The organism is Streptococcus sp. CF7_Ac1-8, from assembly GCF_024295435.1.
Taxonomy (GTDB): domain Bacteria; phylum Bacillota; class Bacilli; order Lactobacillales; family Streptococcaceae; genus Streptococcus; species Streptococcus mitis_AP.
In genome coordinates, this window is record NZ_JANCPI010000019.1 from 1 (window position 1) to 19,108 (window position 19,108).

Genomic DNA, 19,108 nt, shown 5'->3' on the forward strand with positions numbered 1-19,108 from the left:
AGCCTAAATATTCTGAAAATTCGTTTACTTTTATTGAAATATCTTAAAATATATGGTATAATCAATAATAACCTATACTTTATAAGAGGAGTAAATAAATGAAAAAAAGTCGAGTGCTTGCTGTAGCGGGGGCTACCTTATTAGCGTCAGGAGTTCTAGCTGCGTGTTCAAACACTAGTTCAAATAATGCTAAACTAGCAAAAGATTACCAATATGTTTATCAAACAGATCCAGAAACCTTGGATTATATCGTCAGCAATATCGATTCAACATCATTCGTCACAACAAATGCTGTAGATGGTTTGTTGGCTAATGATAAATATGGTAACCTGGTTCCTTCTATTGCTGAATCATGGACAGTTTCAAAAGATGGTTTGACTTATACCTATAAAATCCGTAAGGATGCTAAATGGGTGACAGCAGAGGGAGAAGAATACGCTCCTGTAACTGCTAAAGACTTCGTTACTGGTTTGAAACACGCCGTAGATGGAAAATCAAAAGGACTTTCAATCGTTAGCTCTTCTATTAAAGGATTAGAAGCATATATCAAGGGTGAAACAAGTGATTTTTCAACCGTTGGAGTAAAAGCACTCGATGATCAAACACTAGAATATACCTTGAACCAGCCAGAAACTTTCTGGAATGACAAGACAACTAGTGGTGTTTTGATGCCGGTTAATGAAGAATTCTTAACTTCAAAAGGGGAAGTTTTTGGTTCCCCAACAGATGCTAACTCTATTCTTTATAACGGTCCATTTGTCTTGAAGGCTGTAACTCCTAAATCATCTATCGAGATGGCTAAAAATGATGCTTACTGGGACAAAGAAAATGTAAAAATTGAGAACGTTAAGTTCACTTTCTGGGATGGTAAGGACCAAGATGTGATTGCCAAAGGTTTTGCTGATGGTCAATATAGCAAGGCTCGTATCTTCCCTACAAGTTCTACATATGAAAAATATGCAGCTGACTTTAAAGATAACATTTACTTTAATGAACCAGGAGCGGGTGTTGCAACTGTCAGCTTGAATTATGGCCGTACAACCTATAACCACACTGCCAAAACAAGTGATACCCAAAAGACATCTACTCAGAAAGCATTGCTAAACAAGGAATTCCGTCAAGCCTTGAACTTTGCTGTCGATCGCAATTCTTACTCAGCTCAAACAAATGGTACTGATGGAGCTGCAGTAGCCATCCGTAATACGTTTGCACCTTATAATCTTCAAGTTGGTAAGAAAACATTTGGTGAATTGGTACAAGATAGCTTGGCTAAGACAAATTCTTCTACTTGGTCAAACGTGTCTCTAGCAGATTCTCAAAATGGCCTTTACAATGAAGAAAAAGCGAAAGAAGTCTTTGCTAAAGCCAAATCAAGTCTACAAGCTGAAGGTGTTGAATTCCCAATCCACTTGGATGCCCTGGTTATCCAAGAATCAACAGCGGTTGTAAACCGTGTTCAATCATTGAAACAATCAATTGAAAAAGTATTGGGTTCAGATAATGTTGTTGTAGACTTACAACAAATGACTCAAGCAGAAGCTTTACCAATTTCATTTAGCGCTCCAACAGCTAAAGAGCAAGACTGGGATATCCATACCTTGCTAGGATGGAACCCTGACTATCAAGATCCTTCTACTTTCTTGGATCAATTCGTCCTTAAGGGAGGAAGCACTCGTCTTTACCTTGGTATTGACCAAAACACAGATGCATCAGTAGTAAGCAAACTTGGTTTAGCTGACTATGGAAAATTACTTGATGACGCAAACAGCGAAAACCAAGATGTTCAAAAACGTTATGAAAAATACGCGGTGGCACAAGCTTGGTTGACTGATAATGCTTTGACAATTCCAGTAATGGCTTCTCCTAAAGAAACAGCCGTTTCATATGTTTCAAAAGTTCTACCATTTAGCTCTTCATATTCAGTAGCAGGCCTTAAAGGTGAAAATTCAGGATACTTGAAGTACACTGAAGTTGGTGAAAAAGCAATCACCAAAGAAGAGTATGAAAAAGCTCGTGAAAAATGGTTGAAAGAAAAGACTGAGTCAAACGAGAAAGCTCAAAAAGAATTGGCAAGTCATGTGAAGTAAATAATTTTCAATAGAACTTTCTCTCCATGAGGAGAAGGTTCTTTTGGGATTTTTAAAGGAAATGATATGAAAAAATATATTTTTATGCGTGTTTTGCGGTCATTGGTTTCTATCTTCTTAGTAACAACCTTGACTTACACGATTATCTATACAATGGTTCCTCGAAAATTGATTTTCAAACAGGATACCAACTATAACAAGATTGCGACAACTGCTGATAAACGTGATAACTATGAGAATACTGTTTATGAGCGTATGGGCTATATCGAGTACTACGATACCAAAGAGTTGCAAGAAAAAGCTAGCCAGATGGATGCTTCTGTAACAGTTGAAGCTAATGATACTAACAAGGCTATCTATGAAAAATACATCAAACAAATCGGTCATGGTTGGACCCTGGGAGAATTTACTGAAAGTGGCCAATTCTACGCTACTCGTGAAATCCCAATTTTTGAACGTGTTTTCAAATTCTATGCTAACTTGATTGACATTGATCATACTAATAAAATTCAAGACCCTGAAAATCCAGACTTGAAACGTTACCTTCGTTTTGAAAATGATCCAGCTATCGGATGGTCATTGGTCGGTTCAGGAACGAAACATAAATATCTCTTGTACTTCAACGGTCAGTTCCCATTTGTGCATCAAAACTTTGTGAACATCAATTTAGGTGACTCTTATCCAACCTATGCTAATAGCCCTGTTTTACAGGTTATTACTCAAGGACAAGGACAAACAAAAACATCTCAAGTTCAGTTCCCAACAGGTAAGAAAACTTCTTCTGTAAATATTTACTCAAGAACCTACAAATCGCCTAGTCAGGCTGACTCTCGTGAAGTAGCCAACTACGGAAAAGATGACCCTTATACAGCTACGGAAAGCAATTACCAATATCCTTCTATGATTGCTAGCTCTGCAGTCATTGGATTGATTGGTTTGGTGATTTCTTATGCGATTGCCGTGCCACTTGGTTCAGCTATGGCTCGCTTCAAGAATACTTGGATTGATAGCTTCTCAACAGGGTTTTTGACCTTCTTGATGGCCCTTCCAACCATTGCCTTGGTTTACATTGTTCGTTTGATTGGATCATCAATTGGTCTTCCAGATTCATTCCCTATTTTGGGTGCTGGAGATTGGCGTTCGTATGTTTTACCAGCAGTTATCCTTGGTTTGTTGGGGGCTCCTGGTACAGCCATTTGGATTCGTCGTTATATGATTGACTTACAATCACAGGACTTTGTTCGTTTTGCTCGTGCAAAAGGTTTGTCTGAAAAAGAAATTTCAAACAAACACATCTTTAAAAATGCCATGGTTCCGCTGGTTTCAGGAATTCCTGGTGCTGTTATCGGGGTTATCGGTGGTGCAACCCTTACTGAAACAGTCTTCGCCTTCCCAGGTATGGGTAAAATGTTGATTGACTCTGTAAAAGCATCTAATAACTCTATGGTCGTTGGTCTTGTCTTCATCTTTACATGTATTTCTATCTTCTCACTTCTTTTGGGAGATATTTGGATGACTATTATTGACCCACGTATTAAATTGACTGAGAAAGGAGGCAAATAATGTCTACAATCGATAAAGAAAAATTTCAGTTCGTAAAACGTGACGATTTTGCCTCTGAAGCCATTGATGCGCCAGCTTATTCATACTGGGGTTCAGTGTTTAGACAATTTATGAAGAAGAAATCAACTGTAGTAATGTTGGGAATCTTGGTAGCTATCATTTTGATGAGTTTCATCTACCCAATGTTTTCTAAGTTTGATTTCAATGATGTCAGCAAGGTAAACGACTTTAGTGCTCGTTATATCAAGCCAAATGCTGAGCATTGGTTCGGTACAGACAGTAACGGTAAATCTCTCTTTGACGGTGTCTGGTTCGGAGCTCGTAACTCTATCCTCATTTCTGTGATTGCGACAGTGATTAACCTAGTTATCGGTGTCTTTGTCGGTGGTATTTGGGGTATTTCAAAATCAGTTGACCGTGTGATGATGGAAGTTTATAACGTCATCTCAAACATCCCATCTCTTTTGATTGTCATTGTCTTGACTTACTCAATCGGAGCTGGATTCTGGAATCTGATTTTTGCCATGAGTGTGACTACTTGGATTGGTATTGCCTACTCGATTCGTATTCAGATCATGCGTTATCGTGACTTGGAGTATAACCTTGCTTCACGTACACTTGGAACACCAACCTTGAAGATTGTTGCCAAAAATATCATGCCTCAATTGGTATCTGTTATTGTGACAACCATGACTCAAATGCTTCCAAGCTTTATCTCATACGAAGCCTTCTTGTCATTCTTCGGTCTTGGATTACCAATTACCGTGCCAAGTTTGGGTCGTTTGATTTCGGATTATTCACAAAACGTAACAACCAATGCTTACTTGTTCTGGATTCCATTGACAACTCTTGTCTTGGTATCCTTATCCCTTTTCGTAGTTGGTCAAAACTTAGCGGATGCTAGTGATCCACGTACACATAGATAGGAGTAGAAATGACAAAAGAAAAAAATGTAATTTTGACTGCTCGCGATATTGTCGTGGAATTTGACGTTCGTGACAAAGTATTGACAGCCATTCGCGGCGTTTCCCTTGAACTAGTTGAAGGAGAAGTATTAGCCTTGGTAGGTGAGTCAGGATCAGGGAAATCTGTTTTGACAAGGACATTCACAGGTATGCTTGAAGAAAACGGTCGCATTGCCCAAGGTAGTATTGACTACCGTGGTCAAGATTTGACAGCTTTATCTTCTCACAAGGATTGGGAACAAATTCGTGGCGCTAAGATTGCGACTATCTTCCAAGATCCAATGACTAGTTTGGACCCAATTAAAACAATTGGTAGTCAGATTACAGAAGTTATTGTAAAACACCAAGGAAAAACAGCTAAAGAAGCGAAAGAATTGGCCATTGACTACATGAATAAGGTTGGGATTCCAGATGCAGATAGACGTTTTGATGAATACCCATTCCAATATTCTGGAGGAATGCGTCAACGTATCGTTATTGCGATTGCTCTTGCCTGCCGACCTGATGTCTTGATTTGTGATGAGCCAACGACTGCCTTGGATGTGACCATCCAAGCTCAGATTATTGATTTGTTGAAATCTTTACAAAACGAGTACCATTTCACAACAATCTTTATCACCCACGACCTTGGTGTGGTGGCAAGTATTGCAGATAAGGTAGCGGTTATGTATGCAGGAGAAATCGTTGAGTATGGAACTGTTGAGGAAGTCTTCTATGACCCTCGCCATCCATATACATGGAGTCTCTTGTCTAGCTTGCCTCAGCTTGCTGATGATAAAGGGGATCTTTACTCAATCCCAGGAACACCTCCGTCACTTTATACTGACCTGAAAGGGGATGCCTTTGCCTTGCGTTCTGACTATGCAATGCAGATTGACTTTGAACAAAAAGCTCCTCAATTCTCAGTATCAGAGACACATTGGGCTAAAACTTGGCTACTTCATGAGGATGCTCCAAAAGTAGAAAAACCAGCTGTGATTGCAAATCTCCATGATAAGATCCGTGAAAAAATGGGATTTGCCCATCTGGCTGACTAGGAGGAAGGAAATGTCTGAAAAATTAGTAGAAATCAAAGATTTAGAAATTTCCTTCGGTGAAGGAAGTAAGAAGTTTGTCGCAGTTAAAAATGCTAACTTCTTTATCAACAAGGGAGAAACGTTCTCGCTTGTAGGTGAGTCAGGTAGTGGGAAAACAACTATTGGTCGTGCGATAATCGGTCTAAATGATACAAGTAATGGTGATATCATTTTTGATGGTCAAAAGATTAATGGTAAGAAATCGCGTGAACAAGCTGCGGAATTGATTCGTCGTATCCAGATGATTTTCCAAGACCCTGCCGCAAGTTTGAATGAACGTGCGACCGTTGATTATATTATTTCTGAAGGTCTTTACAATCACCATCTGTTCAAGGATGAAGAAGAACGTAAAGAGAAAGTTCAAAATATTATCCGTGAGGTAGGTCTTCTTGCTGAGCACTTGACTCGTTACCCTCATGAGTTCTCAGGTGGTCAACGTCAACGTATCGGTATTGCCCGTGCCTTGGTGATGCAACCAGACTTTGTTATTGCAGATGAGCCAATTTCGGCCTTGGACGTTTCTGTTCGTGCCCAAGTCTTGAACTTGCTTAAAAAATTCCAAAAAGAGCTCGGTTTGACCTATCTCTTCATCGCCCATGACTTGTCTGTCGTTCGCTTTATTTCAGATCGTATCGCAGTTATTTATAAGGGTGTTATTGTAGAGGTTGCTGAAACAGAAGAATTGTTTAACAATCCAATCCACCCATATACTCAAGCCTTGCTTTCAGCGGTTCCAATTCCAGATCCAATCTTGGAACGTAAGAAGGTCTTGAAGGTTTATGACCCAAGTCAACACGACTATGAGACTGATAAGCCGTCTATGGTTGAAATCCGTCCAGGTCACTATGTTTGGGCTAACCAAGCCGAATTGGCACGTTACCAACAAGGACTAAACTAATAATGGTTTTATAATTTCCATGTCAATTTTTATGGAAATTATAAACCTTTTTTTGTTGGACTGATTTGAAAAACTTTGAAAGCTCCCTGAAAGAATTTTCGAAAAATTTTAAAAAATTCTGAAATATTCTTGACAGGTGATGAAAAAGGTGGTAAGATAGGAAACATCAAAAAAGAAAGCAGAAAAAGAAATGAATAAGAAACAAGCTGTAACGATGAATCAAAACTTTTACTTTAGCTACTTTAGATAGTGTTTGTAGACATGTCACCATGGATGCAAACAGTTCAAGCAATTTGTTTGTATCTATGTGGCTAAGATTTTTGATTGTGGTCCATATAGATGAATATCTAAATGGACTAGCAAAGTTATAACTTGTTAGATTATTTCAAGCATCCGTTTAGATAGTATCTAGGCGGTTTTTTGTTTTATCTTTTCTGAGAAGGAGTTTCATTATGAAAGTTGTTCGAAAATTACTAGCCCCTCTCTTGGTAGTGGGAATCCTCTTGACTTCTCTGATTAGTTTACATCAGTTGAAGGCAGATAAGAAAAAAGATGTGTTTCGTATCGGTATTTCGCAATTTATTACCCACCAGTCTCTAGATGCTACTAGAGAAGGATTTGTGGATGAGCTGGCTAAACAAGGATATGTGGAGGGGAAAAATATTGAGATTGATCTGCAAAATGCACAAGGAGAACAAAGAAATCTAAAAACTATTTCCCAGCAGCTAGCAGAATCCAGTGATGTCGTTCTAGCCATCGCAACGCCTTCTGCTCAGAGCTTGGCCAATACAACGCAAAAGACACCGGTTGTCTTTTCAGCTGTAACAGATCCTGTCAGCGCCAAGTTGGTTGAGTCAAGAGAGCATCCTGGGGGCAATGTAACTGGGACAAGCGACCAGTCATCAGATGCCATTTCAACCCAAATCAATTTGATAAAGAAAGTTCTACCAAAGGCTAAAACAATTGGAATCCTCTATACTCAGAGTGAGCCAAATTCGGTTGTCCAAAAGGATGAAGCTAAGCGCCTTCTGGAAGAAAAAGGCTTTACCGTTGTTGAAAAAACAATCTTGGACAGTAACAACGTCAAGGCGGCAGCAGAGAGTTTGATGGCAGAGGTGGATATGGTTTTTGTACCAACGGATAATATCATTTCATCAACCATGGAAACAGTCAAGCAGGTTTCTATTAAACACAAGGTTCCAGTATTCGGTGGTTCAACAGAAATGATTGCGGTTGGTGGCTTGTATAACTACGGAACCAATTATGAAGAATTGGGAAGACAGACAGCCCGCATGCTGGTTCGTATTTTAAAAGGTGAGAAGCCAGAAAATATAGCAGTTGAGTTGCCTGAAAAACTGGAATTGCATACCAATCAAGAAATGGCAGATGCATTGGGAATTGATATTAGTAAGTTAGAAGGCAAGGAATAAGGAGATTTAAGATGAATTTTGTGTTATCTAGTTTATCAGAAGGTTTGTTGTGGTCGATTATGGCGATTGGGGTCTACTTGACTTTCCGTATTTTGGATATTGCGGATATGACTGCTGAAGGAGCCTTTCCAATGGGGGCGGCTGTCGTCGTATCTCAGATACAGGCAGGGACAAATCCTTGGATAGCGACTTTACTTGCTTTGCTGGCAGGTATGGTAGCAGGTCTTGTATCAGGAATGCTCCACACCAAGATGAAAATCCCAGCTCTCTTGACAGGTATTGTGACCTTGACAGGGCTTTATTCGATCAATATTAAAATCATGGGTAGCGTGCCCAATCTTTCCTTGGGAGATTCTGCAACCGTCTTTAAACAATTGGCGAGCTTGGGACTGACAAATGAAGAAGCTGTTTTCTCATTCAGTTTAGCCTGTCTCTTACTTGTTTGTTTGGTCTTGACCCTCTTGATGAAAACGGAGGTTGGTTTGGTCTTGCGTTCGACTGGGGACAATATTCCGATGAGTGAGGCAAATGGGGTCAATGTAGATACGATGAAGATTGTTGGTTACATGATTTCAAATGGTTTGATTGCCTTATGTGGTTCCTTGTTCGCCCAAAATGATGGATTTTCAGATGTGACTTCTGGGACAGGAACCATTGTTGTTGGTTTGAGTGCCGTGATTATTGCGGAAGTCTTGATTCACGATTTGACCATTGGAGGCCGTTTGTTATCTATCGGAATCGGTGCTATTGTTTACCGTTTGATTATTTTAAATATCTATGAAATTCCAAATCTAGATCAAAACCTGGTTCGTCTCTTTAATGCAATCTTACTCGCCTTGGTTTTATTTGCACCAGAATTGCAAAAGAGATTAAAGATTCGTGGTTTGAAACTGAGAAATGAATAGGAGGAAAAAGTTATGGCAAGTTTATTAACACTTGAAAATATTCACAAGACATTTGAAGCAGGGACGGTCAATGAGAACCATGTCCTCAAAGGATTAGATTTAGAAGTTGAAGAGGGAGATTTTATCTCTGTGATTGGTGGAAATGGCGCAGGAAAATCCACTTTGATGAATATCTTGGCTGGCAATCTATCGGTAGACGAAGGGGACCTTTTATTGGCAGGGAAATCCATTAAAAATCTGAGTGTCAGAAAGAGAGCCAAGGATATCGCCCGTGTTTTTCAAGATCCTAAGATGGGAACAGCTTCGCGTTTGACGATTGAGGAGAATATGGCTATTGCCTTGAGACGTGGGCAAAAGAGAGGGCTTGGTTGGGGCGTGAAGGAGAAGGATAGAATCCAGTTCCAAGAAGCCTTGAAAGAGTTGAATATTGGCCTTGAAAATCGCTTGAAAGTGGATACCCAATATCTTTCAGGAGGACAAAGACAGGCCTTGACTTTAGTCATGGCAGCTCTGGTGAAACCTAAACTTTTACTTTTGGATGAACATACTGCGGCACTTGATCCAAAAACGAGTCAAATGGTGATGGACTTGACTCAAAAGATTGTGGAAGACCATCAGTTGACGACTTTGATGATTACCCATGATATGAACCATGCTATTGAGTATGGCAATCGTCTCATTATGCTCTATCAAGGGAAAATAGTGGTGGATGTCAAGGGAGAGGAGAAAAAGCATCTGACGGTTGAAAATCTCATGCATCTCTTCCAGAAAAATAGTGGCCAAAGCCTAGTCAGTGATGAATTGGTTTTGGGATAAAGAAAAAGGCTGAGATGTAGTGTCTCAGTCTTTTATTTCTTACGCTTTGCAAAATCTACAAATCTGAATTTTTCGAGTTTATGGCGACTTTCAGTGAATTGAAATTGGCGCCCGTCTTGGAGATAGACTTTTGACTTGATTGAAACGACATAAGGGTCTTTGCCTATGTCCATGAGAATCTTGTCTCTGTCATTTGAGTGGTCAATGGTTATTTCCTTTTGAGCATAATCAATAAGGAGTTTGAGGTCGTCCTCTATATAAGAATAGATAGAATGCTCAGCAATTTGGCGAGTGATATTTGGGATTAGTTCCATATCCAGATAGTCCGTATCCAGAACGGATACCAGATCATCCACCACACGCTGGCGAACCACCTTCCAAACCATACGAAACTCTGGGAAGCCGGTTATCAGTGAGGATTTTTTATCAATAATAATCTTATCCAGACTGACCACGTTGGTTTTAGAGCGCAGTCCAAGTTCTTGAACTAGCTCTTGGTAGCTGGTTAGGTTGGATACAGGGAAATTGACGGTTTCTTCTTTGACGACTTGAGAACCTTGCCCCCTTATCTTTTTGATCAATCCTTCCTCTTGGAGGAGATACAGAGCCTTTCGGACAGTATCACGGCTTACCTGATACTGGTTCATAAGGTCGTGCTCGCTAGGAAGGAAATCTCCGACAGCGTAAGTCTCGTTTTGAATGGTTTCTTGGATTTGCTTAAATAATCGTTGATATTTCTTCATTTTGCTTCCTTAAATGGCTTTTTAGTCTAGTTTAATGAACACCTGTATCTATTTTACCATACAAGTTCCAGAAAAATGACAAAAAAATCCTTTTTTTACACCGAACAAGTTGCAGACAAGTTTGGTATCGTTTACAATAGTTTTATCAAATCAAACTTGCTTTGACAAGTATAAGGAGAATCAAATGGGAAAATTTGAACAAGAAGCCAAAGATTTGCTTCAGGCAATTGGAGGCAAAGAGAATGTGACTGCCGTCACCCACTGTGCGACTCGGATGCGTTTTGTTTTAGGGGATAGCAAGAAGGCTAATGTCAAGGCTATCGAATCAATTCCAGCTGTTAAAGGAACCTTTACAAATGCAGGTCAATTTCAGGTAATCATTGGAAATGATGTGCCCATCTTTTATAATGATTTTACAGCTGTTTCAGGCATTGAGGGTGTTTCTAAAGAAGCAGCAAAGTCAGCAGCTAAGAGTAATCAAAACGTGGTCCAACGTGTCATGACCACTCTGGCGGAAATCTTTACTCCGATTATTCCAGCCTTGATTGTTGGTGGATTGATCCTCGGTTTCCGTAATGTCTTGGAAGGTGTGCATTGGTCGATGTTAGATGGCAAGACCATCACGGAATCCTCACAGTTTTGGGCAGGGGTTAATCACTTCCTCTGGTTGCCTGGTGAAGCGATCTTCCAATTCTTGCCAGTGGGGATTACCTGGTCTGTCTCTCGTAAGATGGGAACCAGCCAAATCTTGGGAATTGTTCTCGGAATCTGTTTGGTATCGCCTCAGTTGCTCAATGCCTATGCGGTTGCTTCAACGCCAGCAGCTGATATCGCGGCAAACTGGGTTTGGAATTTTGGCTATTTTACTGTTAATCGTATCGGTTACCAAGCCCAAGTTATTCCAGCCTTGCTTGCAGGTTTGAGTTTGTCTTATCTTGAAATTTTCTGGCGCAAGCATATCCCAGAAGTGATTTCCATGATTTTTGTACCTTTCTTGTCATTGATTCCAGCTCTGATTTTGGCTCACACTGTCTTGGGTCCAATCGGTTGGACAATCGGTCAAGGACTTTCATCAGTTGTCTTGGCAGGATTAACTGGTCCTGTTAAATGGCTCTTCGGTGCGATTTTTGGTGCCCTCTACGCTCCATTTGTCATCACAGGTCTTCATCATATGACCAATGCCATTGATACACAATTGATTGCGGATGCTGGTGGTACTGCCCTCTGGCCTATGATTGCTCTTTCTAATATTGCCCAAGGTTCAGCCGTATTTGCCTATTATTTCATGCACCGTCATGATGAGCGTGAGGCTCAGGTTTCACTTCCTGCAACCATTTCAGCCTATCTCGGTGTTACAGAACCAGCCCTCTTTGGGGTCAATGTCAAATACATCTATCCATTTGTTGCTGGGATGACTGGTTCAGCTCTTGCAGGCATGTTATCCGTTACTTTTAATGTGACTGCGGCGTCTATTGGTATCGGTGGTTTGCCAGGTATCCTCTCTATTCAACCTCAATACATGCTGCCATTTGCAGGAACTATGCTAGTTGCGATTGTTGTTCCAATGATCTTGACTTTCTTCTTCCGTAAGGCTGGTCTCTTTACAAAAACAGAGGACGATACGGATTTGCAGGCAGAATTTGTTGCTCAAGAAGAAGCAGAATTTGTGAGCCATGAACCGGTAGAACTTACTCCAGTAGAAATTGTTAGCCCACTGACTGGCCAAGTAAAAGAATTGAGTCAAGCGACAGATCCTGTTTTTGCATCAGGTGTCATGGGGCAAGGTCTGGTCATTGAACCAAGCCAAGGTGAGTTGACTTCTCCAGTCAATGGGACAGTTACGGTTCTTTTCCCTACTAAGCATGCTATCGGTATTGTCTCTGATGAGGGAGTGGAATTGCTCATTCACATTGGTATGGATACAGTAGGTCTAGAAGGCAAAGGATTTGAAAGTCTTGTAGCCCAAGGAGATCATGTCACGGTTGGGCAGAAATTGATTCGTTTTGATATGGATATTATCAAGGATGCAGGTCTGGTAACAGAAACTCCTGTCATTATTACCAATCAAGATGCTTATACAGCGACCATCACTGGAACTTATCCGACAACTATCCAAGCTGGAGAAGATCTCATGGTCGCAACACGAATCTAATCAAAATAGCACGAATAGGGACGGAAGACGGCTTCCTCCCTTTTATCAGAAAAGGAGAAATAGATGACACTTGATAAAAGAAAAGTAGTCTATCAAATCTATCCAAAATCTTACAAAGACACCACTGGCAATGGTATTGGGGACTTACGTGGAATTATCGAAAAAATCCCCTATCTAGCCAAACTGGGCGTAGATATGGTCTGGCTCAATCCATTCTATCCAAGCCCTCAACGGGATAATGGTTACGATATTTCAGATTATATGGCAGTTGATCCTCTTTTTGGTGATATGGCTGATTTTGAGGCAATGGTGCGTGTCGGTAAAGAGCACAAGATTGACTTTATGTTGGACATGGTACTCAACCATTGTTCGACAGAGCATGAATGGTTTCAGAAAGCCCTAGCTGGTGACAAGTATTATCAAGACTTTTTCTTCATCCAAGACCAACCAACAGACTGGCAGTCTAAGTTTGGTGGGTCTGCATGGGCTCCTTTTGGGGATACGGGGAAATACTACCTTCACCTTTTTGATGAGACCCAGGCTGACCTTAACTGGCGCAATCCCAATGTCCGTAAGGAGCTTTTCAAGGTTGTGAATTTTTGGCGCGACAAGGGTGTCAAGGGTTTCCGATTTGATGTGATCAATTTGATTGGGAAAGATGAAGTTCTAGTAGATTGTCCTGAAAATGAAGGAAAGTCAGCTTACACAGACAAGCCTATCGTTCATGACTATTTGCGTATGATGAACCAAGCAACTTTTGGTTCCGACGATAGCTTTATGACAGTTGGGGAAATGTCTTCTACCACCATGGAAAACTGTGTCCTTTATTCGTCTCCTGACCGTCAGGAATTATCAATGACCTTTAATTTTCATCATCTTAAGGTGGACTATAAGGATGGACAAAAGTGGACCTTGGCTCCCTTTGATTTTGAAGAGTTGAAGAGTCTTTACCATAGTTGGGGTAAGGAGATGAGTGATAAAGGTGGTTGGAGCGCTCTTTTCTGGAACAATCACGACCAACCACGCGCTTTGAACCGTTTTGTCGATATTCAAAATTTCCGCAAGGAGGGGGCGACCATGCTAGCGGCCAGCATTCATCTCTCACGTGGAACACCTTATATCTATATGGGTGAAGAAATCGGGATGATTGACCCAGACTATGATTCGATGGCTGATTATGTGGATGTCGAATCGCTCAATGCTTATCAGATGCTCTTACAAGAAGGGAAGAGTCAGGAAGAAGCCCTCCAGATTATTCAGGCTAAGTCGCGTGATAATTCACGAATCCCTATGCAGTGGGATGCTTCGGAGAATGCTGGTTTCACAGTAGGCACTCCTTGGCTCAAGGCAGGAAAATCCTACCCCCACATCAATGTAGAAAATGAAATCCAAGGTCCGATTTTTACTTTCTACCAAGACTTGATTCGACTTCGCAAAGAAATGCCTATCATCTCAGAAGGAAGTTACAAACCAGCCTTTGAAGATAGCAAGCAAGTCTATGCTTTTGAACGTCAGTATGAGGATGAAAAGTTGCTAGTGATCAATAACTTTTATGTCACAGAAGTGGAAATGGATTTACCACCAGCCTACCAAAATGGGCAAATTTTGATTTCCAATTATGAAGATGCAGAAGTGTCTGAAAAAATTCTACTCAGACCTTATCAAACACTGGCTATCTATGTAAATTAAACTCAGTAAGGAGCCCTCTTTTGCAGAAAAGCAGGGTTCTTTTTGCTGTCTATTCCATTCCTGAAAGCGTAAAACAAACTAGTCAGGGTGGCTAGTTTGTGGTATAATGAAAGAGACTCAAAAAGAAACAGGAGAAATATGATGGATTTACTATTAGCAATTGTATTGATTGTGCTAGCTTTTCTAGGAGGAGCTCTTGGAGGAATGTACTTGGTTCGTAAGCAAATTGAAAAAGAATTCGCTGACAACCCACGTTTGAATGCTGAAGCAGTTCGTACTCTTTTGAGTGCAAATGGTCAAAAACCAAGCGAAGCCAAGGTACAACAAGTTTACCACCAAATCATCCGCCAACAAAAAGCAGCCCTTGCTAACAATAAAAAGAAAAAATAAATAAGGAAAAGTCTGGGATGAAAATTCCAGACTTCTCACTATGTTGGCTATGGTTTAGGGGTGAGACTTTTTCCTTGCATTCTATTGATATTTGATTATGATTAAGAGAGATGGTTATTGATTAGGCTGTCATTATTCAGTTCATAAGGAACGGTAATCATAATGAACTATCAATCAGAAAAAAGACTAGAAAGAAGACTGTATGGATAATCGACCAATTGGTTTTTTGGATTCGGGTGTCGGGGGCTTGACCGTTGTGCGAGAGCTCATGCGCCAGCTTCCCCATGAAGAAATCGTCTATATTGGAGATTCGGCACGGGCGCCCTATGGGCCCCGTCCTGCTGAGCAAATTCGTGAATATACTTGGCAGTTGGTCAACTTTCTTTTGACCAAGGATGTCAAAATGATTGTCATTGCTTGTAATACTGCGACTGCCGTTGTCTGGGAAGAAATCAAGGCTCAACTAGATATTCCTGTCCTAGGTGTTATTTTGCCAGGAGCTTCGGCAGCTATCAAGTCCAGTCAAGGTGGGAAAATCGGAGTGATTGGAACTCCCATGACGGTACAATCTGATATTTACCGTCAGAAAATCCATGATTTGGATCCGGACTTACAGGTGGAGAGTTTGGCCTGTCCCAAGTTTGCTCCCTTGGTGGAGTCTGGTGCTCTGTCAACCAGTGTCACCAAGAAAGTGGTCTATGAAACCCTGCGTCCCTTGGTTGGAAAGGTGGATAGCCTGATTTTGGGTTGTACCCATTATCCACTGCTCAGACCTATTATTCAAAATGTCATGGGACCCAAGGTTCAGCTCATTGATAGTGGGGCAGAGTGCGTACGGGACATCTCAGTCTTACTCAATTATTTTGAAATCAATCGTGGTCGCGATGCTGGACCACTTCATCACCGTTTTTACACAACAGCCAGCAGCCAAAGTTTTGCACAAATTGGTGAAGAATGGCTGGAAAAAGAGATTCATGTGGAGCATGTAGAATTATGACAAATAAAATTTATGAATACAAGGATGAACAGGACTGGTATGTCGGGTCCTATGGTATTTTTGGTGGCGTCCGGACGTTGACGGATGATGACTTGGATTTTCCTCTATTAGAGTTTGCCCAAAGATTTCGAGATGAGGATCGAGGTTTTCCTATTTCTGTGATTGTTTTACGCTATGGTTCTCTCTACCGTTTATGGTCTTTTGTGGTAGATATCCTCAACCAAGAAATGGGACGAAATTTGGAAATTATACAACGTCAGGGGGCTTTTCTCTTAGTTGAAAATGGGCAACTCCTGCATGTAAAATTGCCTAAAGAAGGTGTTGATGTAGAAGCCTTCTTTGAGACAAACAATGTCAGAGAAACCTTATTGATTGCGACTCGTAACGAGGGCAAGACCAAGGAATTCCGAGCTATCTTTGACAAACTAGGCTATGATGTGGAAAACCTCAATGATTATCCTGATTTGCCTGAAGTAGCAGAAACAGGAATGACTTTTGAGGAAAATGCCCGCCTTAAGGCAGAAACCATTTCCCGGTTAACTGGCAAGATGGTCTTGGCAGATGACTCGGGTCTTAAAGTCGATGTTCTTGGCGGTTTACCAGGGGTTTGGTCGGCTCGTTTTGCAGGTGTCGGAGCTACGGATAATGAAAACAATGCCAAACTCTTGCATGAATTGGCTATGGTCTTTGAACTTAAGGACCGTTCGGCTCAATTCCATACAACCCTAGTCGTAGCCAGTCCAAACAAGGAAAGTTTGGTGGTCGAAGCAGACTGGCCAGGCTACATTAATTTTGAACCTAAGGGTGAAAATGGCTTTGGCTATGATCCTCTTTTCCTTGTAGGAGAGACAGGCAAGTCATCAGCTGAGTTAACCCTTGAAGAAAAAAATAGTCAATCTCACCGTGCCTTAGCCGTTAAGAAACTTTTGGAGGTATTTCCATCATGGCAAAGCAAACCATCATTGTAATGAGCGATTCCCATGGCGATAGCTTGATTGTGGAAGAAATCCGTGATCGCTATGTGGGCAAAGTTGATGCCGTTTTTCATAACGGTGATTCTGAACTGCGTCCTGATTCTCCACTTTGGGAGGGCATCCGTGTAGTTAAAGGGAACATGGACTTCTACGCCGGCTACCCAGAACGTTTGGTGACTGAGCTTGGTTCGACCAAGATTATCCAAACTCATGGTCACTTGTTTGACATTAATTTCAACTTTCAAAAGTTGGACTACTGGGCTCAGGAGGAAGATGCCGATATCTGTCTCTATGGTCACTTGCATGTGCCAAATGCTTGGATGGAAGGTAAGACCCTCTTTCTAAATCCAGGTTCTATCAGTCAACCACGTGGGACCATCAGAGAATGTCTCTATGCTCGTGTGGAGATTGATGACAGTTATTTCAAAGTGGACTTTTTGACACGAGACCATGAGGTGTATCCGGGCTTGTCCAAGGAGTTTAGCCGATGATTGCCAAGGAGTTTGAGACTTTCTTGTTGGGGCAAGAGGAAACTTTTTTGACTCCTGCTAAAAATCTAGCTGTGTTGATTGATACCCACAATGCAGATCACGCTACCCTCTTGCTCAGTCAGATGACCTATACCCGTGTTCCTGTTGTGACAGATGAAAAACAGTTTGTTGGGACGATTGGGCTCAGAGATATTATGGCTTACCAGATGGAGCATGACTTGAGTCAAGAAATCATGGCAGATACGGATATCGTTCATATGACGAGAACGGACGTAGCGGTCGTCTCGCCTGATTTTACCATTACGGAGGTCTTGCACAAGCTGGTAGATGAGTCCTTCTTGCCGGTTGTGGATGCGTCAGGGATTTTCCAAGGGATTATCACGCGCAAGTCTATCCTCAAGGCAGTCAATGCCCTCTTGCATGATTTTAGTAAGGAATATGAGATTCGATGCCGATGAGAGATAGGATTTCAGATTTCTTAGAGGGAAAGCAGGGTTTATCTGCCAATTCTAAGCAGTCCTATAAGTATGATTTGGAGCAATTTTTAGATATTGTAGGTGGGCAGATTTCGGAGACTAGTCTCAAGATTTACCAAGCCCAGCTAGTCAATCTAAAAATCAGCGCTCAAAAGCGGAAGATTTCGGCCTGTAACCAATTTCTCTACTTTCTCTATCAAAAAGGGGAAGTGGAAAGCTTTTACCGTTTGGAATTAACCAAACAGACTGAAAAGAAAACTGAAAAACCAGAGATTCTAGACCTAGACTCTTTTTGGCAGGAAAGCGACTATCCAGAGGGACGCTTGCTAGCGCTCTTAATCCTAGAAATGGGGCTCTTACCGAGTGAGATTTTAGCTCTAAAGGTTGCGGATATCAACCTGGACTTTCAAGTGTTGCGAATCAAGAAGGCTTCCCAACAGAGGATTGTCAGCATTCCCACGACCTTGCTTTCAGAATTGGAACCCTTGATGGGGCAAACCTATCTTTTTGAAAGGGCAGGGAAAGCCTATTCTCGTCAGTGGGCCTTCCGTCAGCTAGAGTCCTTTGTCAAGGAGAAAGGTTTTCCAGCTCTGTCAGCCCAAGCCTTGCGGGAACAGTTCATTCTACGACAAATTGAAAACAAGGTCGATTTGTACGAAATTGCAAAAAAATTAGGATTAAAAACAGTCCTGACCTTAGAAAAATATAGATAATGGATATTAAACTAAAAGATTTTGAAGGGCCTCTGGACTTGCTTTTGCACCTGGTTTCTAAGTACCAGATGGATATCTACGATGTGCCCATTACGGAAGTCATTGAACAGTATCTAGCTTATGTCTCAACCCTGCAGGCCATGCGTCTGGAAGTGACGGGCGAGTACATGGTCATGGCCAGTCAGCTCATGCTGATCAAGAGCCGCAAGCTTCTTCCGAAGGTGGCAGAAGTGACAGACTTGGAGGATGATCTGGAGCAGGATCTTCTCTCTCAAATCGAAGAATACCGCAAGTTCAAGCTCTTGGGTGATCATTTGGAAGCCAAGCACCAAGAACGGGCCCAGTACTATTCCAAAGCGCCGACAGAGTTGATTTACGAAGATGCGGAGCTTGTGCATGACAAGACGACCATTGACCTCTTTTTAGCTTTTTCAAATATCCTAGCTAAGAAAAAAGAGGAGTTTGCTCAGAACCATACGACTATCTTGCGGGATGAGTATAAGATTGAGGACATGATGCTTATCGTGAAAGAGTCCTTGACTGGACGAGATCAATTGCGCTTGCAGGATTTGTTTAAGGAAGCCCAGAATCTCCAAGAGGTCATCACCCTCTTTTTGGCAACCCTAGAGCTAATCAAAACCCAGGAGCTGATGCTCGTGCAAGAGGAGAGTTTCGGAGATATCTATCTCATGGAAAAGAAGGAAGAAAGTCAAGTGGCCCAAAGCTAGACTTGATAGAGAGGA

General features: G+C 41.4%; 18 protein-coding genes. 17 read left to right on the forward strand and 1 reads right to left on the reverse strand.

The genetic code is table 11. The annotated features are described in order from the left end of the window. Positions 1-98 precede the first annotated feature (98 nt). From NMM26_RS08935 to NMM26_RS08970, 8 genes are all read left to right on the forward strand, one after another. Positions 99-2,087, forward strand: coding sequence for a peptide ABC transporter substrate-binding protein (locus NMM26_RS08935; RefSeq protein WP_254754277.1), 1,989 nt, complete (start codon positions 99-101; stop codon positions 2,085-2,087). A 66-nt stretch (positions 2,088-2,153) separates the two neighbouring features. Then, positions 2,154-3,650 carry an ABC transporter permease gene (locus NMM26_RS08940; protein ID WP_254754278.1) on the forward strand — a complete coding sequence of 499 codons (1,497 nt, stop codon included), beginning with the start codon at positions 2,154-2,156 and terminating at the stop codon, positions 3,648-3,650. After that, positions 3,650-4,576: an oligopeptide ABC transporter permease OppC gene (gene oppC / locus NMM26_RS08945; RefSeq protein WP_153210452.1), complete on the forward strand. Its 927-nt coding sequence runs from the start codon at positions 3,650-3,652 to the stop codon at positions 4,574-4,576. The genes NMM26_RS08940 and oppC overlap by 1 nt, the downstream gene beginning before the upstream one ends. An 8-nt stretch (positions 4,577-4,584) precedes the next feature. After that, positions 4,585-5,652: an ABC transporter ATP-binding protein gene (locus tag NMM26_RS08950; RefSeq protein WP_254754279.1), complete on the forward strand. Its 1,068-nt coding sequence runs from the start codon at positions 4,585-4,587 to the stop codon at positions 5,650-5,652. A 10-nt stretch (positions 5,653-5,662) separates the two neighbouring features. After that, positions 5,663-6,589: an ATP-binding cassette domain-containing protein gene (locus tag NMM26_RS08955; protein ID WP_033684751.1), complete on the forward strand. Its 927-nt coding sequence runs from the start codon at positions 5,663-5,665 to the stop codon at positions 6,587-6,589. 452 nt (positions 6,590-7,041) lie between these two features. Next, positions 7,042-8,019 carry an ABC transporter substrate-binding protein gene (locus NMM26_RS08960; protein WP_254754280.1) on the forward strand — a complete coding sequence of 326 codons (978 nt, stop codon included), beginning with the start codon at positions 7,042-7,044 and terminating at the stop codon, positions 8,017-8,019. An 11-nt stretch (positions 8,020-8,030) separates the two neighbouring features. Further along, entirely contained in the window at positions 8,031-8,924 is an 894-nt protein-coding gene (locus NMM26_RS08965) for an ABC transporter permease (RefSeq protein WP_254754281.1), read from the forward strand. Between the two features lie 12 nt (positions 8,925-8,936). Further along, positions 8,937-9,740: an ABC transporter ATP-binding protein gene (locus NMM26_RS08970; RefSeq protein WP_254754282.1), complete on the forward strand. Its 804-nt coding sequence runs from the start codon at positions 8,937-8,939 to the stop codon at positions 9,738-9,740. A gap of 32 nt (positions 9,741-9,772) precedes the next feature. Here the strand turns inward: NMM26_RS08970 and treR are convergent, their stop codons facing one another. After that, positions 9,773-10,483, reverse strand: coding sequence for a trehalose operon repressor (treR, locus tag NMM26_RS08975; protein WP_254754283.1), 711 nt, complete (start codon positions 10,481-10,483; stop codon positions 9,773-9,775). A 184-nt stretch (positions 10,484-10,667) separates the two neighbouring features. Here treR and treP point away from each other — a divergent pair, with 184 nt between their 5' ends. The 9 genes from treP to NMM26_RS09020 all read left to right on the forward strand — a co-directional run bounded on the left by treP (position 10,668) and on the right by NMM26_RS09020 (position 19,093). Further along, complete coding sequence (treP, locus tag NMM26_RS08980) at positions 10,668-12,635, forward strand: PTS system trehalose-specific EIIBC component (RefSeq protein WP_254754284.1); 1,968 nt, start codon at positions 10,668-10,670, stop codon at positions 12,633-12,635. Between the two features lie 63 nt (positions 12,636-12,698). After that, on the forward strand, positions 12,699-14,324 hold the full coding sequence (gene treC / locus NMM26_RS08985) for an alpha,alpha-phosphotrehalase (protein ID WP_254754285.1): 1,626 nt from the start codon (positions 12,699-12,701) through the stop codon (positions 14,322-14,324). Positions 14,325-14,465: 141 nt separating this feature from the next. Next, on the forward strand, positions 14,466-14,714 hold the full coding sequence (locus NMM26_RS08990) for a YneF family protein (protein WP_000364990.1): 249 nt from the start codon (positions 14,466-14,468) through the stop codon (positions 14,712-14,714). A gap of 202 nt (positions 14,715-14,916) precedes the next feature. Then, positions 14,917-15,711 (forward strand): glutamate racemase, encoded by a 795-nt coding sequence (gene racE / locus NMM26_RS08995; protein WP_000370376.1) that lies wholly within the window; start codon positions 14,917-14,919, stop codon positions 15,709-15,711. Further along, positions 15,708-16,679, forward strand: coding sequence for a nucleoside-triphosphate diphosphatase (locus NMM26_RS09000; RefSeq protein ID WP_254754286.1), 972 nt, complete (start codon positions 15,708-15,710; stop codon positions 16,677-16,679). Before racE ends, NMM26_RS09000 begins: the two co-directional genes overlap by 4 nt. Next, entirely contained in the window at positions 16,655-17,176 is a 522-nt protein-coding gene (locus tag NMM26_RS09005; protein WP_254754287.1) for a metallophosphoesterase, read from the forward strand. The genes NMM26_RS09000 and NMM26_RS09005 overlap by 25 nt, the downstream gene beginning before the upstream one ends. Continuing rightward, positions 17,173-17,634, forward strand: a complete 462-nt coding sequence (gene cbpB, locus NMM26_RS09010) for a cyclic-di-AMP-binding protein CbpB (RefSeq protein ID WP_254754288.1) — start codon at positions 17,173-17,175, stop codon at positions 17,632-17,634. Before NMM26_RS09005 ends, cbpB begins: the two co-directional genes overlap by 4 nt. After that, positions 17,631-18,365, forward strand: coding sequence for a site-specific tyrosine recombinase XerD (gene xerD / locus NMM26_RS09015; RefSeq protein ID WP_302850863.1), 735 nt, complete (start codon positions 17,631-17,633; stop codon positions 18,363-18,365). Before cbpB ends, xerD begins: the two co-directional genes overlap by 4 nt. Beyond that, positions 18,365-19,093 carry a segregation/condensation protein A gene (locus NMM26_RS09020; RefSeq protein ID WP_254754290.1) on the forward strand — a complete coding sequence of 243 codons (729 nt, stop codon included), beginning with the start codon at positions 18,365-18,367 and terminating at the stop codon, positions 19,091-19,093. The genes xerD and NMM26_RS09020 overlap by 1 nt, the downstream gene beginning before the upstream one ends. The last annotated feature ends 15 nt before the right edge of the window (positions 19,094-19,108 follow it).